Annotated in this window: 20 protein-coding genes; 8 read left to right on the forward strand and 12 right to left on the reverse strand. The window is 73.2% G+C overall.

All coding sequences use genetic code 11. The features are described from left to right. The first annotated feature begins 278 nt into the window (after positions 1-278). From ectA to V2J63_RS09315, 3 genes are all read left to right on the forward strand, one after another. A complete protein-coding gene (gene ectA / locus V2J63_RS09305; protein ID WP_331230758.1) occupies positions 279-758 on the forward strand; it encodes a diaminobutyrate acetyltransferase in 480 nt (159 codons plus the stop codon). A gap of 134 nt (positions 759-892) precedes the next feature. Then, the gene (ectB, locus tag V2J63_RS09310; protein WP_331230759.1) at positions 893-2149 is read left to right on the forward strand and encodes a diaminobutyrate--2-oxoglutarate transaminase; all 1257 of its coding nucleotides are present in this window, start codon (positions 893-895) and stop codon (positions 2147-2149) included. A gap of 22 nt (positions 2150-2171) precedes the next feature. Continuing rightward, entirely contained in the window at positions 2172-2561 is a 390-nt protein-coding gene (locus V2J63_RS09315) for an ectoine synthase (RefSeq protein ID WP_331230760.1), read from the forward strand. Between the two features lie 210 nt (positions 2562-2771). On the opposite strand, the gene V2J63_RS09320 is transcribed toward V2J63_RS09315, so the two are convergent. Then, a complete protein-coding gene (locus tag V2J63_RS09320; protein ID WP_331230761.1) occupies positions 2772-3029 on the reverse strand; it encodes a hypothetical protein in 258 nt (85 codons plus the stop codon). A gap of 414 nt (positions 3030-3443) precedes the next feature. Between V2J63_RS09320 and V2J63_RS09325 the strand changes: the two genes are divergently transcribed. Further along, complete coding sequence (locus V2J63_RS09325; protein ID WP_331230762.1) at positions 3444-6680, forward strand: DEAD/DEAH box helicase; 3237 nt, start codon at positions 3444-3446, stop codon at positions 6678-6680. Positions 6681-6816: 136 nt separating this feature from the next. On the opposite strand, the gene V2J63_RS09330 is transcribed toward V2J63_RS09325, so the two are convergent. Next, positions 6817-7773, reverse strand: a complete 957-nt coding sequence (locus V2J63_RS09330) for a helix-turn-helix transcriptional regulator (RefSeq protein WP_331230763.1) — start codon at positions 7771-7773, stop codon at positions 6817-6819. 63 nt (positions 7774-7836) lie between these two features. On the opposite strand from V2J63_RS09330, the gene V2J63_RS09335 reads away from it, so the two are divergent. Together V2J63_RS09335 and V2J63_RS09340 are read left to right on the forward strand one after the other, a co-directional pair. After that, the gene (locus V2J63_RS09335; protein ID WP_331230764.1) at positions 7837-9045 is read left to right on the forward strand and encodes an ATP-binding cassette domain-containing protein; all 1209 of its coding nucleotides are present in this window, start codon (positions 7837-7839) and stop codon (positions 9043-9045) included. After that, on the forward strand, positions 9042-9848 hold the full coding sequence (locus V2J63_RS09340) for an ABC transporter permease (protein WP_331230765.1): 807 nt from the start codon (positions 9042-9044) through the stop codon (positions 9846-9848). Before V2J63_RS09335 ends, V2J63_RS09340 begins: the two co-directional genes overlap by 4 nt. Positions 9849-9902: 54 nt before the next feature. Here V2J63_RS09340 and V2J63_RS09345 read toward each other — a convergent pair whose 3' ends face one another. The 3 genes from V2J63_RS09345 to V2J63_RS09355 form a co-directional block, all read right to left on the reverse strand. Next, positions 9903-10364 carry an SRPBCC family protein gene (locus V2J63_RS09345; RefSeq protein ID WP_331230766.1) on the reverse strand — a complete coding sequence of 154 codons (462 nt, stop codon included), beginning with the start codon at positions 10362-10364 and terminating at the stop codon, positions 9903-9905. Positions 10365-10478: 114 nt separating this feature from the next. Then, entirely contained in the window at positions 10479-11087 is a 609-nt protein-coding gene (locus V2J63_RS09350; RefSeq protein ID WP_331230767.1) for a dihydrofolate reductase family protein, read from the reverse strand. Positions 11088-11167: 80 nt separating this feature from the next. Further along, a complete protein-coding gene (locus tag V2J63_RS09355; protein WP_331230768.1) occupies positions 11168-11650 on the reverse strand; it encodes a MarR family winged helix-turn-helix transcriptional regulator in 483 nt (160 codons plus the stop codon). 151 nt (positions 11651-11801) lie between these two features. Between V2J63_RS09355 and gnd the strand changes: the two genes are divergently transcribed. Next, positions 11802-13250: an NADP-dependent phosphogluconate dehydrogenase gene (gene gnd / locus V2J63_RS09360; RefSeq protein ID WP_331230769.1), complete on the forward strand. Its 1449-nt coding sequence runs from the start codon at positions 11802-11804 to the stop codon at positions 13248-13250. Positions 13251-13290: 40 nt separating this feature from the next. Here the strand turns inward: gnd and V2J63_RS09365 are convergent, their stop codons facing one another. Then, complete coding sequence (locus V2J63_RS09365; protein ID WP_331230770.1) at positions 13291-14970, reverse strand: ABC-F family ATP-binding cassette domain-containing protein; 1680 nt, start codon at positions 14968-14970, stop codon at positions 13291-13293. 67 nt (positions 14971-15037) lie between these two features. On the opposite strand from V2J63_RS09365, the gene V2J63_RS09370 reads away from it, so the two are divergent. Then, entirely contained in the window at positions 15038-15487 is a 450-nt protein-coding gene (locus V2J63_RS09370) for an HIT family protein (protein WP_331230771.1), read from the forward strand. 328 nt (positions 15488-15815) lie between these two features. Here V2J63_RS09370 and V2J63_RS09375 read toward each other — a convergent pair whose 3' ends face one another. The 6 genes from V2J63_RS09375 to V2J63_RS09400 all read right to left on the reverse strand — a co-directional run bounded on the left by V2J63_RS09375 (position 15816) and on the right by V2J63_RS09400 (position 22177). Further along, a complete protein-coding gene (locus tag V2J63_RS09375) occupies positions 15816-16484 on the reverse strand; it encodes a metal-dependent transcriptional regulator (protein WP_331230772.1) in 669 nt (222 codons plus the stop codon). Further along, positions 16481-17347, reverse strand: coding sequence for a metal ABC transporter permease (locus tag V2J63_RS09380; protein WP_331230773.1), 867 nt, complete (start codon positions 17345-17347; stop codon positions 16481-16483). The genes V2J63_RS09375 and V2J63_RS09380 overlap by 4 nt, the downstream gene beginning before the upstream one ends. Next, on the reverse strand, positions 17347-18123 hold the full coding sequence (locus tag V2J63_RS09385; protein ID WP_331230774.1) for a metal ABC transporter ATP-binding protein: 777 nt from the start codon (positions 18121-18123) through the stop codon (positions 17347-17349). The genes V2J63_RS09380 and V2J63_RS09385 overlap by 1 nt, the downstream gene beginning before the upstream one ends. Continuing rightward, on the reverse strand, positions 18120-19046 hold the full coding sequence (locus V2J63_RS09390; RefSeq protein WP_331230775.1) for a metal ABC transporter substrate-binding protein: 927 nt from the start codon (positions 19044-19046) through the stop codon (positions 18120-18122). Before V2J63_RS09390 ends, V2J63_RS09385 begins: the two co-directional genes overlap by 4 nt. Before the next feature lie 138 nt (positions 19047-19184). Then, positions 19185-19916: a vitamin K epoxide reductase family protein gene (locus tag V2J63_RS09395; RefSeq protein ID WP_331230776.1), complete on the reverse strand. Its 732-nt coding sequence runs from the start codon at positions 19914-19916 to the stop codon at positions 19185-19187. Positions 19917-19951: 35 nt separating this feature from the next. After that, a complete protein-coding gene (locus tag V2J63_RS09400) occupies positions 19952-22177 on the reverse strand; it encodes a metallophosphoesterase (RefSeq protein ID WP_331230777.1) in 2226 nt (741 codons plus the stop codon). Positions 22178-22328 lie beyond the last annotated feature (151 nt).

Consider the following 22328-nt stretch of genomic DNA (forward strand, 5'->3'; position numbering starts at 1 on the left):
GGGCCCCCACGCACCCGCACGCACGGGCCCCCACGTTCGTCTCGCCATACGGACGCTCTGAGACCGCCCGTCAGCCCGGCGACGCAACCCGCCGTATCCCGCACGAGGGCAGCGATAAGTCCGTGCGGCTCCGCGTGAAATGAATCCGAGCACACCCCGACGCCGCCCCTGCGCGCTTCACATCGCAGCGCCGTCCGCCTAGGGTGGGGTGCCGTATGCCGTTGAAAGAGAAGAACGACCCATCCCGTCCGGCCACTATTGAGATAACCGTTCCCAGAATGCGCGACGGCGCCGCCATGTGGCGCATCGCACGCGACTCCGGGACCCTCGACCTCAATTCTTCGTACGCCTACCTGCTGTTCTGCCGAGATTTCGCGGGCACGTGCCGCATCGCGACCACCGACGGTGACGTCGTCGGTTTCGTCCTCGCCTACCGCAGGCCCACGCGACCCGACTGCCTGTTCGTCTGGCAGATCGCCGTCGACGAGCACCACCGCGGGCGGGGCCTGTCGACGCGGCTCCTCGAGGACCTCCTCGTGGACCCGGCGGGTCGGGCAGGCCCCCCGGTGCGCACGCTCGAGACCACCATCACCGAGGACAACGCGGGCTCCCGCGCCCTCTTCGGGAGCCTCGCCCGGCGCCACGGCGCGGCGCTCGCCATCGCGCCACTCTTCACGGCCGAGGACTTCCCCGACAACCACGACGGCGAGCCGCTCATCACGATCGGCCCCTTCCGGGCTCCGAGCAGCGCGGGCTGAGCCCGCCGCACCAGCGCCGCAGGTGGGCACACCCTGGCACCGCCGGCCGCGCTGCGCCGGCCGCACCTCACCACGGCGCAACGCACGAACCACGCACTCCCGCCTCCCCCACCCACGACGAGGAGATCAACACAATGTCTGTGTTCACCGAGATGGAATCCCAGGTCCGTAGCTACTCCCGCTCCTGGCCGGTCGTGTTCGACCGTGCCCGCGGGAGCTGGATCCACGACGAGGACGGCAACGCCTACCTCGACTTCTTCTCGGGCGCCGGCGCTCTCAACTACGGGCACAACAACCCGCAGCTGAAGAAGGCCCTTCTCGACTATCTCGGTGACGACCGGATCGTGCACTCGCTCGACATGTTCACCAGCGCCCGGCGCGACTTCCTCGAGACGTTCTCCTCGCACATTCTTTCCCCGCGCAACCTCGACTACCGCGTCGTCTTCCCGGGCCCGGGCGGAGCGAACGCCGTCGAGGCGGCGCTCAAGCTCGCCCGCAAGGTGACGGGCCGCGAGTCGATCGTCAACTTCACCAACGGCTTCCACGGGATGACGCTCGGCGCGCTGTCCGTCACGGGTAACTCGATGAAGCGCGGCGGCGCGGGCATCCCGCTCGTCCACGCGACGCCCATGCCGTACGACGACTACTTCGCCGGCGAGTACCCCGACTTCTTCTACTTCGAGCGCCTGCTCACGGACCTCGGCAGCGGCCTCAACGAGCCGGCCGCCGTCATCGTCGAATCGGTCCAGGGCGAGGGCGGGATGAACGCCGCCCGCGCCGACTGGTTGCGTGGGCTGGCCAAGCTCTGCAAGGAGCACGGCATCCTCCTCATTCTCGACGACATCCAGATGGGGTGCGGGCGGACCGGCGGCTTCTTCAGCTTCGAGGAGGCCGGAATCGTCCCGGACATCGTGTGCCTGTCGAAGTCGATCAGCGGGTACGGGCTCCCCATGGCCCTCACGCTCGTCCGCCCGGACCTCGACATCTGGGAGCCCGGTGAGCACAACGGGACGTTCCGCGGGATCAGCCCCGCGTTCGTCACGGCGGCCGAGGCCATCCGCATGTACTGGTCCGACGACGCGTTCGAGCGCGCCACGATCGCCAAGGGTGCCTACGTCGAGAGCCGGTTCAACCGGCTCGTCGCCGCCTACCCGGAGGCCGGTCTCACCGCCAAGGGCCGTGGCCTCGCGCGCGGCCTCCAGTTCGCCGACGCGCACCTGGCCGGCAAGGTCTGCGCCGAGGCGTTCCAGCGCGGGATGCTCATGGAGACCTCGGGCCCCGACGACGAGGTCATGAAGATCCTGCCTGCCCTGACCATCACCGATGCCGAGCTCGAGCAGGGGTTGTCGATCATCGACGCCTCCGTCGCCGCCGTGCTCGCCGCCAACTGACGACGACGAAAGGCAGAACCCCATGATCGTCCGCCACCTCGACGACATCACCGACACCGACGCTGACATCAGGCAGGAGAACTGGCGCAGCAAGCGCATCGTCCTCGCCAAGGACGGCCTCGGGTTCTCGGTGCACGAGACCACCCTGTACGCCGGTACCGAGAACTACTTCTGGTACGCCAACCACATCGAGGCCGTCTTCATCACGGGGGGCGAGGGGGAGGTCACCGACATCTCCACCGGCGAGACCCACCAGCTCCGTCCGGGGTCGATCTACGTGCTCAACGACGGGGACAAGCACGAGGTCCGCCCGCGCACCGAGATGACGACGGTGTGCGTGTTCAACCCGCCCATCACGGGCCGTGAGGTGCACGACGAGGACGGCGTCTACCCCCTCGTCACCGAGGCCTGACGGCCCGCACGTCCCCTCGGGATCGGCGCGACCGCCCTGATGGGCGCGGCCCGGCACGCGATGACGCGTGCCGGGCCGCTCGTCGTTCCACCGGTCCCCACGGACGACGACGGCAGCCGGTTTCGCCGCCCCGTCCGCGAACGTCACCGCCTGGGACGTCGGGCCCGGCACCCGCCGACCGGCGCGCCCGCCGCGCACGCCGCGACGGAGTCAGCCCCGTACGAGCGGGACCGTCGTGGCGTGGACGTCGGGCTCGACGGCGGCCGCGCCGTCAGCCCTGGCACCGGTGACGGCGGGTCGCGGCGACGCGTCCCGCTGAGGCGCTCGCACGTCGGGACGGACGCGCCCGCGCGGCGCACGCCGACGCCGCCGGTAACGCGTCGCGGTGGCTCGCTGGAGGCGGATGTGGTCGGCCAGGGTCATTCCCATGCTCCTGGCGGAGAAATCGCCGAGCATGACGGGATTCATGGTGCTCTCGTTTCTTCGTCGTCGACCGCCGGGTTCCTCCCGCCGGTTTCTCGCATGGCAAGGAGAGCCGGAACGCGTCCGGCTCTGCTCCTGTTGTGCCGCCCGACGACGTCGTCCCGCCCCTGCTGGGAGCCGAGCGGCGGCGGCGGAATCAGCGCACGCGGGTAAATGCCACGAGGTCAGCGTGCCAGTCGCCGAACACGTCCGTCATCTTTATTTTGTCTTTACCCCAGATTGCGCCCACGGCGCCGCACGCCGAGCACATCGACGTACGCGATCCCGCACGTCCGGGGTGCGGCACCGGCCCGCGACCGGCTCGCCCGCGAGCGGCTCGACAAGCACCGGTCAGCAGCGAGGACCGGTCCTCGACCGCCGTGGACCTCCCTGTCGGTCCTGGCGATTAGCCTGGCGTGCGTGGTCGAGACGCAGGCGGGTGAGCAGTGGTCCGGCCTTCCGAGCGACCACGAGATCCGCCGGGTCTTCGGCGCACCGACGTACGAGCGCGCCGCCGCGTACGTCCGGGCGGGCCGCGTCTCCCAGCTCCACGGCAGCCCGAGCGGGGGCGCCATCCTCGCCACGGTCGCCGGCAGCCGTCCCTCCCCGTACCAGGCCGTCGCGCTCCTCGGTGGCCGTGCCGGCACCCTCCTGAGCGGGCGCTGCACGTGCCCGGTTGCCGTCGACTGCAAGCACGTCGCCGCGGTCTTCATCGCCGCCCGGGCAGATGCGGACCGGCCCGACGCCGAGGCCACCCCCCGCCCGGCCTGGGAGCGCGCCCTCGCCGGTGTCATCGGCGGGCCCCAGCCGGAGGACGGCGCCGGCACCCCGCTCGGTCTGCTGTTCGAGCCGTTCTCCCGCGGGGCGCCGGACGCGCGGCACCTGCGCATGCGCCCCGTCGTCCCCGGCCGCAAGACCGCGTGGGTGCGTCAGGGCGTGTCGTGGCGGAGCCTCGAGTTCGACTACTCCCGCCGTTACTCCGTCCGTCAGCGCGAGGCGCTCGACGACCTGGCCCAGACTCACCGCGGCCGGAGCCACTACTACTACGGCGACGCCGAGGTCGAGCTCGACAACTTCGGGCCCGAGCTGTGGCCCCTGCTCCGTGAGGTGGTCGCCTCCGGCGTGACGCTCGTGCCCCACAAGACGCTCGGCGGGACCGTCACGGTGGCGGTGCGGCCCGCCGAGGTCGCACTCGACCTCACTCAGCCCGACCCGGAGGCGGATGCCGTCCTCGCGCCGTCGATCACGCTCGACGGCGCCGTCCTGCGGGGCCGCGTCGCCCTCGTGGGCGAGCCCGCCCACGGGCTCGTCGCCTACGGCGCGAAGGAGGGCCTCGTCCTCGCGGCGCTGAGCGCGCCCGTCAGCCCGCAGGTGGCCGAGCTCCTCGCGGGTGACCGCCTGCGCATCCCGCCGGACGACGTCGACCGGTTCGTCCGCGAGTACTACCCGAGCCTGCGCCAGGTCGTCACCGTCACGTCCTCCGACGAGACGGTCGACCTGCCCGAGATCACCCCTCCTCGCCTGGGGCTGCGCCTCACCTACGCGGACGGTCACCGGCTCAGCCTCGCGTGGTCATTCCGGTACGAGGTCGCGGGAAAGGTGGAAGCGGTCCCGCTCGGCGGGCCCGGTCCCGCCGCCGTCGCGCGCGACCACGACGGCGAGCAGCGGCTCTTGCGCGACCTCCGGCTGCCCCCGCACCTCCCCCAGCTCCGAGGACCGGCACCTGAGCACGCCCTCGTCGCCGGCGTCGACCTGCGCGGCGTCGACGCCGCCGTCTTCACCGAGGACGTCCTGCCCGAGCTGCGGGCGCAGGACGACGTCGTCATCGACGTCGTCGGCACCGTGCCCGACTACCGGCTCGAGGAGAGCGCTCCCGTCATCCGCGTCTCGGCGACGGACTCCGACGACGCCGACTGGTTCGACCTCGGCGTCAGCGTCGATCTCAACGGCGAGCACGTCCCGTTCCGCAACCTCTTCGTCGCCCTCGCCCGCGGTGACACCCACCTCGTCCTCCTCTCGGGGACGTACTTCCGCATCGACACCCCCGAGCTCGACCAGCTGCGCCGCCTCATCGCGGAGGCCCGCGAGCTGACCGACCGCCCTTCCGACAACCTCCAGATCAGCACCTTCCAGGTGGGGCTGTGGGACGAGCTGCGCGAGCTCGGCGTCGTCGACGCGCAGAGCCGGCGGTGGGAGGAGCGCGTCGCGCGCCTGCTCGCGGCGGAGGACACCGGTGACGCACCGCCGCCCGCCGGGCTCGATGCCGAGCTGCGCCCGTACCAGCTCGACGGCTACCGCTGGCTGAGCTACCTCATGGACGCCGGGCTCGGGGGCATCCTCGCCGACGACATGGGCCTCGGGAAGACGGTCCAGACCCTCGCCGCCATCTGCCGCACCCAGGAGGCTGGCCGGTTGACCGCCCCCGTCCTCGTCGTCGCGCCCACGAGCGTCGTCTCCGGCTGGGCGAACGAGGCGGCCCGGTTCGCCCCGGGCCTCAGCGTCACGACGGTCTCCCAGACGCAGAACAAGAGCGGCGTCCTGCTGTCGGAGCACGTGGCGGGCAGCGACGTCGTCGTCACGTCGTACGCGCTCTTCCGCATCGACGAGGCCGCCTATGCGGGGCTCCCCTGGAGCGGGCTCGTCCTCGACGAGGCCCAGTTCGTCAAGAACCACCAGGCGAAGACGTATCAGTGCGCGCGCAAGCTCAACGCTCCTTTCAAGCTCGCCATCTCCGGCACGCCGCTCGAGAACAGCCTCATGGACCTGTGGTCGCTCCTGTCGATCGTCGCGCCCGGGATGTTCCCCGACCCCAAGCACTTCGCCGAGACGTACCGCAAGCCGATCGAGACCGGGAGCAGCCCCGAGCTCCTCGCCGCGCTCCGCCGTCGCATCGGGCCGTTCATCCGGCGCCGGACCAAGGAGCAGGTCGTCACCGAGCTCCCGCCCAAGCAGGAGCAGGTCCTCACCGTCACGCTCAACCCGCGCCACCAGAAGATCTACCAGACGCACCTCCAGCGGGAGCGGCGCAAGATCCTCGGGCTCATCGACGACATGGACAAGAACCGGTTCACGATCTTCCGGTCGCTCACCCTGCTGCGGCAGCTCAGCCTCGACCCCGCGCTCGTCGACGAGAAGTACGCGGGCGTCAGCTCGAGCAAGGCCGACGCCTTCCTCGAGAACCTCGAGGAGGTCATCAGCGGCGGTCACCGCGCCCTCGTCTTCAGCCAGTTCACGAGCTTCCTCGGCACGGTCCGCACCCGGCTCGAGGCCGCAGGGGTGGACTACGTCTACCTCGACGGGCGCACCCGCGACCGCGCGCGCCGGATCGAGGAGTTCAAGACCGGCACGGCGCCGGTGTTCCTCATCAGCCTCAAGGCGGGCGGCTTCGGCCTCAACCTCACCGAGGCGGACTACTGCTTCGTCCTCGACCCCTGGTGGAACCCGGCCGTCGAGACCCAGGCCGTCGACCGCGCGCACCGCATCGGCCAGGACAAGACCGTCATGGTCTACCGGCTCGTCGCGGCCGGGACGATCGAGGAGAAGGTCATGGAGCTCAAGGCACGCAAGCAGGGCCTCTTCGACCGCGTCATGGACGACGACGCCCTGCTGTCCTCGCCCATGTCCGCCGACGACATCCGCGGCCTCCTCGCGGGGTAGGGGTGCCGGGGCGCCGCCTACCAGTGCGAGTCGTCGCGCCCGCGCCGCTGCCTCGCCGACCGCGCGGCGCGCGTCCGGGGTCCGGGGCGTGCGGCGTGCGGCGTGCGGGTGCAGCGTCAGCCCACACCGCTCCCGCTCACACCGCCTGGGCGAGCCGCTCCCGCAGCGTCGCGACGGCGGCGGCCGCCTCGGGCGGGCACGTGAGCGTCCACGTCATGCCCGGCGGGATCCACAGGAGCGCGGAGAGGAGCTCGGGGATCGAGTTCCCACCGATCGGCCAGTCGACCGTGCCCGCCGCCGTCTCGGACGACCCGCTCGCCCACACGCCGAAGTGGGCGCGCACCTCCTCGAGCGACGCCTGGAGGTGGACGACAGCCTCGTATCGGTGCGGTACCGAGCTGTGCGCCACCTGGACGAACTCGGCCGCGTCGGCGACCGGCAGGTCACGCGGGGCGAACCGCGCCCCGGTGCCGAGGAGGTCGGCCATGCGGTCGATCCGGAACGTGCGCCAGTCCTCGCGGGTGACGTCCCACGCGACGAAGTACCAGCGGCGGCCGTGCGGGACGAGCGAGTGCGGCTCGACGTGGCGGGCGGACTCAGCACCGGTCGCATCGGTGTACCGGAAGCGCAGCCGCTCGTGGTCCCGGCACGTGAGCGCCAGCTGGGCGAGGATGCTCGCCGCGACGTGGGCGTCCGGCCGCACCGACGGGATCGTGTACTCCTGCAGCGCGGACACGCGGCGCCGCAGGTTCCGCGGCAGGAGCTGCTCGATCTTCGCCAGGGCACTGAGCGACGTCTGGTCGCCGTCACCGACACCCTGGACCGCCGCCGTGCGCAGGCCGACGGCGACGGCGACCGCCTCGTCGTCGTCGAGCAGCAGGGGCGGCAGGAGGCCCCCGCTCTCGAGCTGGTAGCCCCCGCCGGCCCCCGGCTGGGCGACGACGCGGTAACCGAGCTCGCGCAGGCGCTCGACGTCGCGCCGCAGCGTGCGAGCGCCGACCTCGAGGCGCTCGGCCAGCTCAGCGCCGGACCAGAAGCGATGGGTCTGCAGGAGGGAGAGGAGCCGCAGGGCGCGCGCCGTCGGATCGGACATACCTGAAAATCTACGCCGCACCGCGGACAGGATGTGACCGCAATGCTGCCTAGTCTCGTTGCCATGACCGCACCCATCATCAGCGCCCGCGGGCTGAGCAAGCACTTCCGCGGACCGAACAAGACGACCGTCGTCGCCGTCGACGACCTCACGATGGACATCACGCCCGGTTCTCTCACCGCCTTCCTCGGCCCGAACGGCGCCGGGAAGTCGACCTCCCTGCGCATGCTGACCACCCTGCTCGAGCCGACCGGCGGCCGGGGGAGCGTATGCGGCTACGACATCGCCACCCACCCCGCCGAGGTCCGCGCGCGCATCGGCTACATCGGGCAGAAGAACGGCGCCGGGCAGTACTACCGCGTCCGGGACGAGCTCATGAGCCAGGGCGCCCTCTACGGGCTCAGCCGCGCCGAGCGCAAGCGGCGCGTCGACGAGCTCATCGACATCCTCGACCTCGGCGAGCTCGCCAAGCGCCCGACGATGAAGCTCTCCGGCGGCCAGCGCCGCCGGGTCGACATCGCCCTCGGCCTCATCCCCGCGCCGCAGCTCCTCTTCCTCGACGAGCCGTCGACCGGCCTCGACCCGCAGTCGCGGGCGCACCTGTGGCAGCACATCCTCAGCCTGCGCGACCGGTACGAGATGACGCTCCTGCTGACGACGCACTACCTCGACGAGGCGGACCAGTTCGCCGAGCGCGTCATGGTCGTCGACCACGGCCGGATCATCGCCGACGACACGGCGCCGCGCCTCAAGGCCGAGCTTGCCGGTGACCGCATCACCCTGACCGTCGCCGGGGACCCCTCGGCGGCCCCGGGCAGCTCTCGCGACGGGACGAGGGCGTCACTCACCGAGGTCCTGCGCGGCGCCGCCGCCCGGTCCGGGATGGCCGACGCCGCGGTGACGGCCACGGACACCCCCGAGGGTCAGCGCGTCGTCGTCACGGTCAACGAGGGCGACCGTGTGCTCCCGCGCCTCCTCGCCGAACTCGCCGCCGAGGGCCACCGGGTCCTCGCGGCCGAGCTGGCCCGGCCCACGCTCGACGACGTCTTCCTCAACCTCACCGGCCGCAGCCTCCGCGAGGACCGGCCCGGTACACCCGAGGCGGAGCCGGTGGACCCGGCCGGAACCGCAGGCGCCGCGCCCGCGGTCCCGGCGGCCGGTCAGCCCGCCCCCGCCGGCCACCCCGTCGCCGCCGCCGGCCACCCCGTCACCACGCAGTCCCCCGCCTCACCGGCGTCCACGACGCCCCCGACCGCAGGAGCCCGCTCATGACCACCGCAACGGCCGCACCGCACGAGACGCTCGGGCGTGACGCGCGCCCGGCCGGCGTCCTCCAGGACACCGCCAACGTCTTCGTCCGAGAGCTCAAGCCGGTCATCCGCGACCCCTTCAGCCTCGTCTTCTCGCTCATGCAGCCGCTCGTGTTCCTCGCCTTCTTCGGCCCGCTCCTCAGCGGGATGACCGGGCTGCCGCTCGCCGAGTCGTTCCAGTGGTTCGTCCCCGGCATCATCGTCATGATCGCGCTGTTCGGGACGGCGATGACCGGCTCGAACCTCCTCTTCGAGATCCAGGGCGGCTCGCACGAGCGCATGCTCGTCGCACCCGTGGCGCGGTCCGCGCTCATGGTGGGGCGGGCACTGAAGGAGATGGTGCCGCTCGTCGTCCAGGCGATCGTCATCACCGCCGTGGCCTCGTTGTTCGGCTTCCGGCCGTCCATCCCGGGGATGGCTCTCGGGCTCGTCGTCCTCGCCGTCTTCGGCCTGGGCTTCGGGGCGCTCAGCTACGCGCTGGCGATCGCCTCCCGCGAGCGCGACTGGATGTTCTGGACCGTGCAGCAAGGGCTGCTCTTCCCGCTCATGATCCTGTCCGGGATGCTGCTGCCGCTCGACGCCGCCCCCCGGTGGATGCAGGTCCTCGCCACCGCCAACCCGCTCACCTACATGGTCGACGCCGAGCGCGCCCTCTTCAACGGGGCCTTCGGCGACGCGGCGGTCTGGCAGGGGGCGCTGGCGGCGTCGCTCCTCGCCGCGCTCGGGCTCACCGTCGGCATCCGCGCCATGCGGCACAGCATCTGAGCGCGGCACGCCGGAGGCCGGGGCGCATGCGCGTCCCGGCCTCCGGAGGCAGGGTCAGCTGGGGTTCTCGACGTTCCCGCGCCAGGCGCCCGTCTCGGTCCCGCGGCTCTCGATGAACTTCTTGAAGCGCTTGGCGTCGGCCTTGACCTGACGGTCGTCGACCCCGACGACGGCGCCCGCCTTCTCGACGAGCCCCTCGGGCTTCCAGTCCATCTGGATCATGACGCGCGTCGTCGTGTCGCTGAGGCGGTGGAAGGTTACGACCCCGGCGTGGTGCGTCTCGCCGCCCGTCGTCTTCCACGCGACCCGCTCGTCGGGGTGCTGCTCGGTGATCTCGGTGTCGAACTCGCGGGTGACGCCACCGATCGTCGTCACCCAGTGGTTGTGCGTGTCGTCGATCTGGGTGATGGAGTCGACGCCGTCCATGAACTCGGGGAACGACTCGAACTGCGTCCACTGGTCGTAGACCGTGCGCACGGGCACGTCGACGTCGATGGACTCTTCTACGCGGCTCATCGGGACCTCTTCCTTCGCTTCTGGCTCGGTCGCCCCTTGCCTATCAGCGTGCCGCTCCACCCGCGACCGGAGCACCCGACGGCAAAGGTCTGAGCGGGACGACGCGGGAGCGCCTCACTCGAGCGGGAAGGAGCCTGTGGCGACCTCGCCGGCCGGCTCGTAGGTGCTCATGACGACTCCGGTGCTCGAGACGGTGCTCGACAGGAGCCGGAGCGCGGCGGGCCCCGTCGCCTCGGTGAAGAGGCGCTTGCCGGACCCGAGGACGAGCGGGAAGACGAGGAGCCGGAACCTGTCGACGAGCCCGTGCCGGATGAGCGTCTGCAGCAGGTCGCCGCTGCCGTGGACCTGGAGCTCGGGCCCCTCCTCCCGCTTGAGCGCGGCGACCCCCTCCGCGACGTCGCCCTCGAGAAGGACCGACCGGTCCCAGCCCAGCGTCGGGCGGCCCCGCGAGGCGACGTACTTCGTCGCCGCGTTGAGCTCCTCGGCGCCGCCCTCGGTGGAGTGCGGCCAGTACGCGGCGAAGGTGTCGTACGTCTTGCGGCCGAGGACGAGGTCGAACGGACCCGTCATGAACTCCCCCATGAACGCGTCCATGGCCTCGTCCCAGTAGGGCACCGTCCAGCCGCCGTGGGCGAACCCGCCCGCGAGGTCCTCCTCCGGCCCGCCGGGCGCCTGCATCACGCCGTCGAGGCTGACGAACATGCTCATGACCAGCTCACGCACAAGTGTCTCCTTCGGTGCGGTCGCGCCCAGACGGCGCGCTCACCCCTACCGACCGCCGCCCGCGCCGAAACTCATCGGGGTCAGAGCCCTCGCTGGGCGTCCCGCAGCTTCCGCGCGAGCCGGCCGAGCTCGGCGAGCTCGTCCTCGCCCAGCGCTCCGCCGACGTACCGGCGGATCGACCGCACGTGCGCGCGGCCGATCGTCTGCTGCAGCTCGGCCCCCGCCGCCGTGAGCGCGACGAGCACGCCCCGTGCGTCGTCGGGCGCGGGGACGCGGCGCACGAGGCCCTTCGCCGAGAGCCGGTCCACCATCCGGCTCAGGCTGGGCTGGCTGAGGAGGATGAGCTCGTTGAGCTCACGCATCCGCATCCCTTCACCCGTGCCGAGGCTGAGCTGGAAGAGGACGTCGTACTCGCGCGTGGCGAGCGGCTCGAAGTTGCCGTCACGCTCGAACCGCCGCATGAGCGTCACCTGCGCGCGGAAGAGCTCCTCCCACGCCTCCGCCGCGGCTCGCGTCCCGGAGTGGCGCGCACCCGCGCTCGCGTCGCGCTCGTCGTCGGCCATCGTGCTCCTTGGTCGTCGTCGCCACCCGTCACCTCAACCTACGACCCGCCGCGTCATTCTCACCAGGAGGTTGGTCCGGACGTTTCGCGCGTCCTCGCCCTAGAGTCGGTGGCGAGACACGGACCCGACCGTTTTGCAGGAGGACATCTCAATGGACGCAACTCAGGCAGCACCGACCGCAAAGGTCGGCGTCATCGGCCTGGCCGTCATGGGCAGCAACCTCGCCCGCAACTTCGCGCGCCACGGTCACACGGTCGCGCTGTACAACCGGACCCAGTCCCGCACCGACGAGCTCATGCGCGACCACGGCGACGAGGGCAGCTTCGTGCCGTCTGTGACCCTCGAGGAGTTCGTCGCCAGCCTCGAGCGCCCGCGCCGCATGATCATCATGGTCAAGGCCGGCGGCCCGACCGACGCGGTCATCGACTCCCTCGTCCCCCTCCTCGAGGAGGGCGACATCGTCGTCGACGGCGGCAACGCGCACTACGCGGACACGCGCCGCCGCGACGCCGCCCTGCGTGAGCACGGCCTCCACTTCGTCGGCGCCGGCGTCTCCGGCGGCGAGGAGGGCGCCCTCCTCGGCCCGAGCATCATGCCCGGCGGGTCCCGCGAGTCCTACGAGGCTCTCGGCCCGCTGCTCGAGGACATCTCCGCCAAGGTCGACGGCGAGCCCTGCTGCGCCTACATGGGCCCCGACGGCGCCGGTCACTTCGTCAAGATGGTCCACAACGGCATCGAGTACGCGGACATGCAGTTCATCTCCGAGGCGTACGACATCCTGCGCGGCAGCGGCCTCTCCGCGACGGAGATCGCCGCGGTCTTCAAGGAGTGGAACACCGGGGACCTCGACTCGTTCCTCATCGAGATCACGTCCGAGGTGCTCGCCCACGTCGACACCGCGACGGGCAAGCCGCTCGTCGACGTCGTCGTGGACGAGGCGGAGCAGAAGGGCACGGGACGCTGGACCGTCCAGATCGCCCTCGAGCTCGGCGTCCCCGTCAACACGATCGCCGAGTCCGTCTTCGCCCGGTCCACCTCGGGCCACCCCGAGCTGCGGGCCGCCGCCCGCGAGGCCCTCTCCGGGCCGACCGGCCCCCAGGTCGAGGTCGACGTCCAGGAGCTCGTCGACGACGTGCGCGCGGCCCTGTGGTCCTCCAAGGTCGTCGCCTACGCCCAGGGCCTGGACCAGATCCGCACGGCGAGCGAGACGTACGGCTGGGACATCGACATCGCGACGGTGGCGAAGATCTGGCGCGGCGGCTGCATCATCCGCGCCCGCCTCCTCGAGCGCATCCGCGCCGAGTACGCCGCCGAGAACCTCGTCACCCTCCTCGCGGCTCCGAGCGTGGCCAAGGACCTCGCGGCGAGCCAGGACGGCTGGCGCAAGGTCGTCGGTCGCGCCACCGCCTCGGGCATCCCGGTGCCCGGCTTCAGCGCCGCGCTCGCCTACTACGACACCGTGCGCGCCGAGCGCCTGCCCGCCGCCCTCCTCCAGGGGCTGCGCGACTTCTTCGGCGCGCACACCTACCGGCGCATCGACCGTGCGGGCGCCTTCCACACCGACTGGTCCTCCGACCGCACCGAGATCGAGATGCGCTAGCTCGCACGGCTGACGCGGTACCCCGGCGGCGTGCGGGTCCTTACCGGACCCGCACGCCGTCGTCGTCCCAGACCGGCTCGGGCGTCTCGACGACGGTTCCGTCCGCACGGACGTGGACGAACCGGTCGAAGGCGCGCGTGAACCACCGGTCGTGGGTGACGGCGACGACCGTGCCCTCGAAGGCCTCGAGGCCGGCCTCGAGCGCCTCGGCGGAGTCGAGGTCGAGGTTGTCGGTCGGCTCGTCGAGGAGGAGCAGCGTGGCTCCGGACAGCTCGAGGAGGAGGATCTGGAACCGCGCCTGCTGCCCGCCGGAGAGCGTCTCGACGCGCTGCTCGGCGGCGTGGGCCAGCTCGTAACGGTCGAGCACCCGTCCGGCGTGCTCGCGCCCCATCCCTCCGCGCAGCCCCTCCCCGCGGTGGAGGACCTCGAGCAGGGTCCGCCCGCTGAGGTCGCCCCGCTGGTGGCTCTGGGCGAACCACCCCGGGCGCACGCGCGCGCCGAGGCGTGCCACCCCGCGGTGCGGCACGGGGGCGACCGGCTGGCCGTCGGCCGGCAGGTGGTCCGGGCCGGGGTCGGTGCCTCCGCCCGCGAGCAGGCGCAGGAGGTGGGACTTGCCCGTCCCGTTGGCGCCGAGGACGGCCACCCGCTCGCCGAACCACACCTCGAGGTCGAACGCCGACGTCAGGCCCGGGAGCTCGAGGTCCTCGCAGACGACCGCCCGTTTGCCCGTCCGGCCACCCCGCAGTCGCATCGTCACGTTCTGCTCCGACGCGGACACCTCGGGCGGCCCGGCGTCCTCGAACCGTGCAAGGCGCGTACGGGCGGCCTGGAGGCGCGAGGCCATGTCCGAGTTGTACGTCGCCTTCTGCTTGTACGTCGTGACGAGCTGGCGGAGCTTGGCGTGCTCCTCGTCCCAGCGGCGCCGCAGCTCGTCGAGGCGGCTCATGCGGTCGGCGCGGGCGGCGCCGAACGTGGCGAAGGAGCCGGGGTGGACCCACAGGGTCGACCCGCTCGGCCCGGGCTCGAGGGCAGCCACGTGCGTCGACGTCCGGGCCAGGAGCTCGCGGTCGTGGCTGACGAAGAGGACGCCCTTGGTGGTGGCCCGCAGCTCCTCCTCGAGCCACCGCTTCGTCGGCACGTCGAGGGAGTTGTCCGGCTCGTCGAGGACGAGGAGGTCCGCCGGACCGCGCAGGAGCGCGGTGAGGACGAGGCGCTTCGCCTCCCCGCCGGACAGGGTCCGCGTGGCACGGAACTGCGCACGCTCGAAGGGCTGGGCGAGGACGCCGGCCGTGATCTCGTCCCACTCGGCCTCGACGGCGTACCCGCCCACCTCGGCCCAGTCGACGAGCGCCTGGGCGTACGCGAGCTGCGCCGGCTCGTCGTCGTCGGTCATCATCGCGAGCTCGGTGGCGGTGAGCCGCTCGCCCACCTCGCGGACCCGGGCCGGCGCGTGGGCGAGGAGGAGGTCCCGGACGGTCGCGTCGGTGTCGCCGCGGCCGACGAGCTGGCCCATGACCGCGAGGGTCCCGCTGCGGGAGACGGCACCGCGGTGGGGCGCGAGCTCGCCGGTGGCGATGCGCACGAGGGTCGTCTTGCCCGCGCCGTTCGGGCCGACGAGCGCGACCCGCTGGCCCTGCCCGACGTGCAGGGCGACGTCGCCGAGCAGCCCGCGCCCGTCGGGAAGGTCGTAGCCGATGCCGGCGAGGTCGAGGTGAGCCACGGGCCCAGGATCGCGCATGCGGGACGTGCGGGTCCACGGCATTGATCTCCGGGGGATGATGGGGGCCATGAGCACCGTCTTCACCAAGATCATCGACGGCGAGATCCCGGGCCGCTTCGTGTGGGCCGACACCCAGTGCGTCGTCTTCTCGACGATCGCACCGATCACCGACGGTCACGTCCTCGTCGTCCCGCGCGCCGAGGTCGAGCAGTACACCGACGCCCCCGACGCGCTCCTCGCCCACCTCAGCGCGGTCGCCAAGGCGGTCGGCCTCGCGCAGCAGGTCGCGTGGGGCGCGCCGCGCGCTGCCGTGCTCGTCGCCGGGTTCGAGGTGCCGCACCTCCACCTCCACGTGCTCCCGGCGTGGGACGAGTCCTCGCTGCGCTTCGACAGCGCCCGCACTGACGTCCCCGCCGCCGAGCTCGACGCCGCGGCCGAGCGCCTACGCGCGGCGCTGCACGACGCCGGCCACGGCGCGCACGTCCCCGCCGGGCTCGGCTCGCCCGCGCTCGGTTAGATCCCGCGCGGCGACTCAGCGCGCGGCCTCGGCTAGGAGCATCGCCCGGCCTCAGCGCCCGCCCCCGCGAGCGCCCGCTCGCGGCGTTGCGCTCCCGGCCCGCGAGAGGCGGCCGCGGCCACCTCGCAGGGCCGGTGCGCGATTTGCGCCACACTTGGGGCGTATGGGGCGGTGAAGACGCTTTCCGACGCCTCAGGCGCCCCAGGAGTCACAAGTGTGGCGCGAATCGGCCGTAGGGGGCCAAGCTCCCGCGGTGAGTGGCCGTCCAGGCGCCCTCGGCCGCGTGGGTGCACGGCCGGCCGCCGTCAGCGTCACCGCCCGCCTTGCGTCAGCGCCCGACCCACACCGCGGCGACCGCCGGGTCCCCGAGCTCGACGACGGCGGCGTCCGGGCCCACCTCGAGCACCGTCGTCCCGGCGAAGGCCCGGCGCTCCGTCACGCGTACCGGCGCGTCGAGGACCACCCCGATGCTCGCGAGGTGGCGCAGGACCTGGGGCTCGTCGTCGGAGATGCGCACGACGGGGCCGGCCTCGCCCTCGGGGAGCGCCGCGAGCGGGACGCCCGGCGGCAGCCTCACGGTGCCGTCCGCGGCAGGGATGGGATCGCCGTGCGGGTCCCGCGCCGGCCGGCCGAGGAGCACGTCGGCCCGTTCGACGAGGAGGTCGGAGACGGCGTGCTCGAGCACCTCGGCCTCGTCGTGCACCTCGTCCCAGCCGTACCCGAGGTGCTCGACGAGGAGCGTCTCGATGAGCCGGTGCCGGCGCACCATGGCCAGCGCCGCTCGCCGCCCGGGCTCGGTGAGGGTGATCCCGCCGTACGGCTCGTGGTGGACGAGCCCCTCGGCCGCGAGCCGGCGCACCGTCTCCGACGCCGTCGAGGCCGAGACCCCCATGCGCGCGGCGAGGGCGGAGACGCTCACCCGCGCGTCCCCCCACTCCCCCGCGGCGTAGACCGCCTTGAGGTAGTCCTGCGTGACGTTCGACCTCGGCACGCTCATGCCGCCACCGCCTCTCGCGCCAGCGGCCGGCGCGCGGCCCGTCGCCTCGCCCGGAGCGTCACCGCGTACGCCGCCGTGAACGCCAGCCCCTGGGTGAGCACGACCGTCCCGCCCACCGACGTGTCGAGGTAGTAGCTGGCGTAGATGCCCGCCACCGCGCACACGGCCGCGGTCGCGGGAGCGATGACGAGCATCCGCCTGAAGCGGCGGGTGAGGAGGGTCGCCGTCGCCCCCGGGATGATGAGCATGGCGACGACGAGGACCACCCCGACCGCCTGCAGCCCGACGACGGACGTCACGGCGAGCAGCCCGAGGAGGAGCGTGGAGATGCGGCGGGGGCTGATCCCGACGGCGTGCGCGTGCGTGGGGTCGAACGCGTGGAGGGTGAGGTCCCGCCGCTTGACGAGCGCGATCACCACCGCCCCCGCGCCGAGGACGAGGACCTGCCACAGCTCGGCGTCGGAGACGCCGAGGACGTTGCCGAAGAGGATGTGGCCCAGGTCGATCTGGCTCGGCACGACCGAGACGAGGACGAGCCCGAGGGCGAAGAGCGTCGTGAAGACGACGCCGATCGCGGCGTCGGCCTTGACCCGGCTCGTGTCCCGCACCGCCCCGATGAGCGCGACGGCACCGACGCCGAAGACGAGCGCGCCGACCGCGAAGGGCAGCCCGGCGACGTAGGCGAGGACCACCCCGGGCAGGACGGCGTGGGAGACGGCGTCGCCCATGAGGGACCAGCCGATGAGGACGAGCCAGCACGAGAGGACCGCGCAGGCGACGGCGGCGACGAGCGTGACCGCGAGCGCGCGGCGCATGAACTCGAAGGTGAGCGGCTCGGCGACCCAGGCCAGGGCTGCCTCCATCACGCCTCCTCGGTGGTGGGAGCGGTGCGGGCAGGCGCGACGACGCGAGGCCCGACGTCACCGAAGGCGAGCGCGAGGACCTCGGGACGCAGGATCTCGGCAGGGGTGTCGTGGGCGAGGACGCGGCGGTGCAGCAGGACCGCCTCGTCGCACAGCTCGCGCAGCCCGGCCAGGTCGTGGGTGGCGACGAGGGCGCTCGTGCCCTGCGCCGCGAGGTCGCGCAGGATCGTCGTGATCGTCGCCTGGCTGACGGCGTCGACGCCGCCGAACGGCTCGTCGAGGAGCATGATCCGTGCCTCCTGCGCGAGCGCGCGGGCGACGAAGACCCGCTTGCGCTGGCCCCCGGAGAGCTCGCCGATCTGGCGCCCGGCCAGGTCGTCGAGGCCGAGCGCGCCCAGGGCGTGAGTGACGGCGTCGTGGTCCGCCCGGCGGGGCCGGCGCGTCATGCCGAGGTGGCCGAACCGGCCCGTCATGACGACGTCGCGCACGCTGAGGGGGAACGCCCAGTCGACGTCCTCGCTCTGGGGCACCCAGGCGATCGCGGCCCGGCGCCGCGCCTGCTCGGGCGTGCCCCCGAGCAGCCGGACGCGGCCGGCGTCCGCGCGCACGGTGCCCATGACCGCTTTGAGGAGCGTCGACTTGCCCGACCCGTTGACCCCGACGAGCCCGCACACCCGGCCCGCGCCCAGGCGCAGGGTCGCGCCGTCGAGCGCGAGGACGTCGCCGTAGCGCACGACGAGGTCCTCCACCTCGAGCACCACCCCTGCCGCGCTCATGCGCCCGCTCGCAGCCCGGCGACGATCGTCCGGGCGTCGTGGCGAAGCAGGTCGAGGTACGTGGGGACGGGCCCGTCCGGCTCGGAGAGCGAGTCGACGTAGAGCGTCCCGCCGAACGCCGCACCCGACTCGGACGCGACCTGCCGCTGCATCTGGTCGTCGACGGTGGACTCGCAGAAGACGGCGGGGACGTCGTTGTCCCGCACGGTCGTGATCGTCCGGGCGACCTGCCGGGCGGACGTCTCCCCGTCGCTGTTGACCGCCCACAGGTACGCCTCGCGCAGGCCCGCGTCCCGGGCGAGGTAGGAGAAGGCGCCCTCGCACGTGACGAGGACCCGGGCATGCTCGGGCAGGCGCCCGACCTCGGCGACGAACCGGTCGTGGACGTCGGTGAGCGCGGCGACGTAGTCGGCGGCCCGCGCACGGATGCCCGCGGCGTCCTCGGGAACGAGCTCGGCGAGGGCGTCGGCGATGTTCTCGACGTAGACGGTCCCGGCCAGCGGGGACATCCACGCGTGCGGGTTAGCGGCCCCCTCCCCCGCCCCGCTCGTGATGGGGACGGGCTCGATGCCGGTGGTGAGGACGAGCCGGGGCGCGCCCGTGCGCTCGATGAGGTCGTCCGCCCACGCCTCGAGCCCGAGGCCGTTGTCGAGGACGAGCGCCGCGCCCTGCGCGCGGCGCAGGTCCTCCGGCGTCGGCTCGTAGCCGTGCACCTCGACGCCGGGCCGGGTGATGGACTCGACGCGGACGGCGTCCGCCCCGACGACGGCGGTCATGTCCGCGAGCACGGTGAACGTCGTGAGGACGAGCGGGCGGCCGTCGTCGGGGGGCGCGGCGACGTCGGCCGCCGGCGCGGCGCACGCCTCGAGCGCGAGGACGGCGACGGCGATCACGCCGACCGCCCGAAACAAGAAGTTCGGCACACCGAACTTCTATCACGCGCACGCCCCCGCCGCTCGTGCGACGCCCTGGGTGCGCCCGGTGCTCCGGTGCGGCGGACAGGCGTGGGCGCGGCGTCCGGGCAGGGCACAGCGACGCGGACGCCGCCTACCGCCGCGCCGTCACAGGAGCAGGAGCCACTGGTCCCAGAAGACACCGACGATGAGCCCGACGAGGACGAGGTACCAGGCGGCGACGACGAGCCACCGCTCCCGCACGAGGAACCGGCGCAGGCCCTCGGGCGCCGGCACGTGGCCGGCCTGGAACCCCCGCGCGAGGACGTTGACGACGATCGGGATCGTCACCGCCCACACGACCATGCAGTACGGGCACAGACCGCGCAGCACCGCCATCGACTGGAACTGGAACCACGTGATGACGCCGGCGGCGAGCACCACGCCGACCATGAGGCCCACCCAGTACCAGCGCTGGAGCCGGGCGCCCCCGAGGAGGACGACGCCGGTCACCGTGAGGAGCGTGAAGGCGATCGTGCCGAGCAGCGCGTTCGGCACCCCGAGCGCGGCCGCCTGCCAGCTGACGATGAAGTCACCGCACCCGACGAGCGGGTTGAGGTCGCACGCCAGGGCGGTGTCCGGGTCGATCCGCACGGCGCGCTCGGACAGGACGAGCATGACGGCGGCCCACAGGCCGATCGCCCCACCGATCGTCAGGAGCCATGCGAGGCCCCGGGGCGCCCCGCCGGCCAGCTGGTGCTCGCTCGGGCGCGTCGGGTCGGTCTCGGCGAGCGCGAGCGCGAGCTCCTCGTCGGAGAGGTCGTCCAGCCCGCCGTCCGCCGTGCCGAGCCCACCGTCCGGACGGGCGCGGTCCGCCGCGCTCGTGTGCTCAGTCCTCACGTCGTTCCCATCCTCGCGCCGCAACAGTTCGGTGCTCAGTATGCGCGCACGACGCGCCACGGGACGGACGATTCCGGCGCCGGCACGGCGGAGCCCGCGGCGGTGGAAGCGGCGGTCGGCGCGCCGGTCGGCTCGTCCGCGGCGCCGCCGGTGCCCTCCTCGGTCGCGACACCGTCCGCAGGCTCGCCCGTGGCTCCGTCGGTGCCCTCCGTCGCCGCTCCCCCGGCCGTGGGCTCCTCCGGGTCGGCCGACCGTGCGGCGGGACGCTCGGTGAAGGCGTACCAGGGCCCGAGCTGGACCGAGGCATCCATGCCGACGCTGACCACCCGGTAGTCGAGCGCCCGCCCCGTGACGGCGTCCATCCGCAGGACGGTCAGCTCGGCGGTGCCGTTGAGCGGGCCGATCGTCGCGCCGCCGCTCACCGCCCCCGCGGTGCTCGAGCCGACGTAGCGCACGCCGAGCCCGTGCACCTCGGGCCCCTCCCGGCGGTGCCAGTGGCCCGACAGCGCCAGGGGCGCGCACCCGCGCTCGAGCGCCGGGAGGGCGCCGCGCGGGTTGTGGACGAGCAGGAGGTCGACGCCGTCGTCACCGGCCTCGCACGCGACGTCGGCGAGGCGCTCGCCCATCTCCGGGACGGTCTCCTCCCGCTCGGGGGCGGTGCCCTCCCCGATGGCCGTGAGGGTGGGGTCGGTGTCTCCGAGGATCCGCAGGCCCGCCACCTCGACGACCCCGCCGTCGAGCACCGTGTAACCGGCGTCGCGCAGCTGGTCGGCGGTGAGGACGCTGTCGTGGTTACCGGTGGCGACGACGGCCTGGACCCCGTCGGGGATCGCCTGGGCGAAGGCGTTGACGCAGTAGGACTCGACGCTCGTGCCGCTCATGACCGTGTCGCCCGTGTCGAGGAAGGCGCTGGCCTCGCTCAGGCGCAGGAGGTCGCCGATGACGTCCGCCATGCCGATGTTGCAGTGCAGGTCCGTCGCCATGACGAACGTGACCGGCTCCGGCTCGGGCGTCGGGCTGGGCGAGGGGCTCGGGGTCTGCTCGGTCGGCTCCTCGGTGGAGCCGTCCGTCGGCGTCGCGCCGTCCGTCGGCGTCGCGCCGCCCGTCGGCGTCGCGCCGTCCGCCGGCGTCGCGCCGTCCGCCGGCGTCGCGCCGTCCGCCGGCGTGGCACCGTCCGCCGGCGCATCCCCCGGGCTCCCGCCCGGCTCTTCCGCTCTGACGTCGATGCCCCCGTCCGTGCCGTCGTCGGCGTCGGTGCCACCACCGGCGCCTCCTCCGTCGTCCGGCGCCGTCGGCGTCTCGGTGGCGAGGGCCGGGTCGGGCCGCGCGTCGCGCCGCGGGGCCAGGGGCGCGGCGTCGTCCGCGTAGGCGCTGGCGAGGTTGACCTGCACCTGCGCGTAGAAGTCCTCGTTCTCGTTGTAGGCCTCGACGACGTAGCCGCCGTAGACGTTGAGGAGCGTCGCGAGGCGCCCGGTGAGACGGACCTCCTCGAGCGGTGTCCCCGCGAACGCCGGCATCCGCTGGCCGTCGGGCCGGCCGTCGCCGGTGAGGGCGTCGACCTGGACCACCCCGACGGCGAGGACGAGCGCGCCGACGAGCGGTCCGACGCCCCGTCGGGTCAGTGCCTGGCGTACCTCCGCCCGCAGGAGCCCACGCGAGGCTAGCCGGGCGGCGGCGATGAGGACGAGGATGAGGGACCAGGCGACGACCGTGCGGCCCACCGCGTCGTCGACGAGCCGTTGCGTGGCTTCCGCGACGGCCGCCTCCGGGGCCGCGAAGAACTGGGTGTACGCCGCCAGGTCGTTCGCGAGGCCCGTGACCGAGCTCGTCGGCACGGCGGTCAGCTCGGCAGGGATCTCGTGGACGACGACCTCCACCCCGAGCGGCCCCGGCAGCGGTGAGTCGATGATGATCGAGCCGAGCGGGCCGAGGTCGACGGCGACGCGGGAGTCCGCGCTCACCGCGTAGTCGGCCACGTGCGGACCGAGGGAGGACTGCGCGGTGGCGGTGAGGACACCGAACGCCGCGGACGGCAGGAACGTGAGGACCATGGCGAGGATGGTGCGCAGGACCCGCCGCGTCGTCGTCGTCTGCCGGTGCCACCACGTCCACCGGGGCAGCCGCCGACGGCGCGTGGGCGCCCCGGCGCCCCCGTCGGGCGCGGTGCCGTCGACGAGGGCCTGGTCGCCGTCGTGGCCGGCCACCGGCGCGCCGCCGTCGGCGTGCTCCCGGGCCGGGCCGTCCGGTGTGTGCTGGCTCATCGTGGGCCATTGTCCCCGACGCCCGGCCCGGCGGCGCGACCGTCGGGCCCGCGCCGGCCCGGGCCACCTCTCCGCTCAGGCGATCATCGTGCCGCGCGGGACCGGATGTGGTTCGCTCGTGGGCAGGCGGGCATGCACCCGCCCCGGAGCG

The organism is Georgenia wangjunii, from assembly GCF_036421975.1.
Taxonomy (GTDB): domain Bacteria; phylum Actinomycetota; class Actinomycetes; order Actinomycetales; family Actinomycetaceae; genus Georgenia_A; species Georgenia_A wangjunii.

What these genes read in the sequence shown, in the direction of transcription:
- ectA (WP_331230758.1), top strand. Translation starts at nt 279, where the DNA reads ATGCGCGACGGCGCCGCCATGTGGCGCATCGCACGCGACTCCGGGACC.
- ectB (WP_331230759.1), top strand. Translation starts at nt 893, where the DNA reads ATGTCTGTGTTCACCGAGATGGAATCCCAGGTCCGTAGCTACTCCCGC.
- V2J63_RS09315 (WP_331230760.1), top strand. Translation starts at nt 2,172, where the DNA reads ATGATCGTCCGCCACCTCGACGACATCACCGACACCGACGCTGACATC.
- V2J63_RS09320 (WP_331230761.1), bottom strand. Translation starts at nt 3,029, where the DNA reads ATGAATCCCGTCATGCTCGGCGATTTCTCCGCCAGGAGCATGGGAATG.
- V2J63_RS09330 (WP_331230763.1), bottom strand. Translation starts at nt 7,773, where the DNA reads ATGTCCGATCCGACGGCGCGCGCCCTGCGGCTCCTCTCCCTCCTGCAG.
- V2J63_RS09335 (WP_331230764.1), top strand. Translation starts at nt 7,837, where the DNA reads ATGACCGCACCCATCATCAGCGCCCGCGGGCTGAGCAAGCACTTCCGC.
- V2J63_RS09340 (WP_331230765.1), top strand. Translation starts at nt 9,042, where the DNA reads ATGACCACCGCAACGGCCGCACCGCACGAGACGCTCGGGCGTGACGCG.
- V2J63_RS09345 (WP_331230766.1), bottom strand. Translation starts at nt 10,364, where the DNA reads ATGAGCCGCGTAGAAGAGTCCATCGACGTCGACGTGCCCGTGCGCACG.
- V2J63_RS09355 (WP_331230768.1), bottom strand. Translation starts at nt 11,650, where the DNA reads ATGGCCGACGACGAGCGCGACGCGAGCGCGGGTGCGCGCCACTCCGGG.
- gnd (WP_331230769.1), top strand. Translation starts at nt 11,802, where the DNA reads ATGGACGCAACTCAGGCAGCACCGACCGCAAAGGTCGGCGTCATCGGC.
- V2J63_RS09370 (WP_331230771.1), top strand. Translation starts at nt 15,038, where the DNA reads ATGAGCACCGTCTTCACCAAGATCATCGACGGCGAGATCCCGGGCCGC.
- V2J63_RS09375 (WP_331230772.1), bottom strand. Translation starts at nt 16,484, where the DNA reads ATGAGCGTGCCGAGGTCGAACGTCACGCAGGACTACCTCAAGGCGGTC.
- V2J63_RS09380 (WP_331230773.1), bottom strand. Translation starts at nt 17,347, where the DNA reads ATGGAGGCAGCCCTGGCCTGGGTCGCCGAGCCGCTCACCTTCGAGTTC.
- V2J63_RS09385 (WP_331230774.1), bottom strand. Translation starts at nt 18,123, where the DNA reads ATGAGCGCGGCAGGGGTGGTGCTCGAGGTGGAGGACCTCGTCGTGCGC.
- V2J63_RS09400 (WP_331230777.1), bottom strand. Translation starts at nt 22,177, where the DNA reads ATGAGCCAGCACACACCGGACGGCCCGGCCCGGGAGCACGCCGACGGC.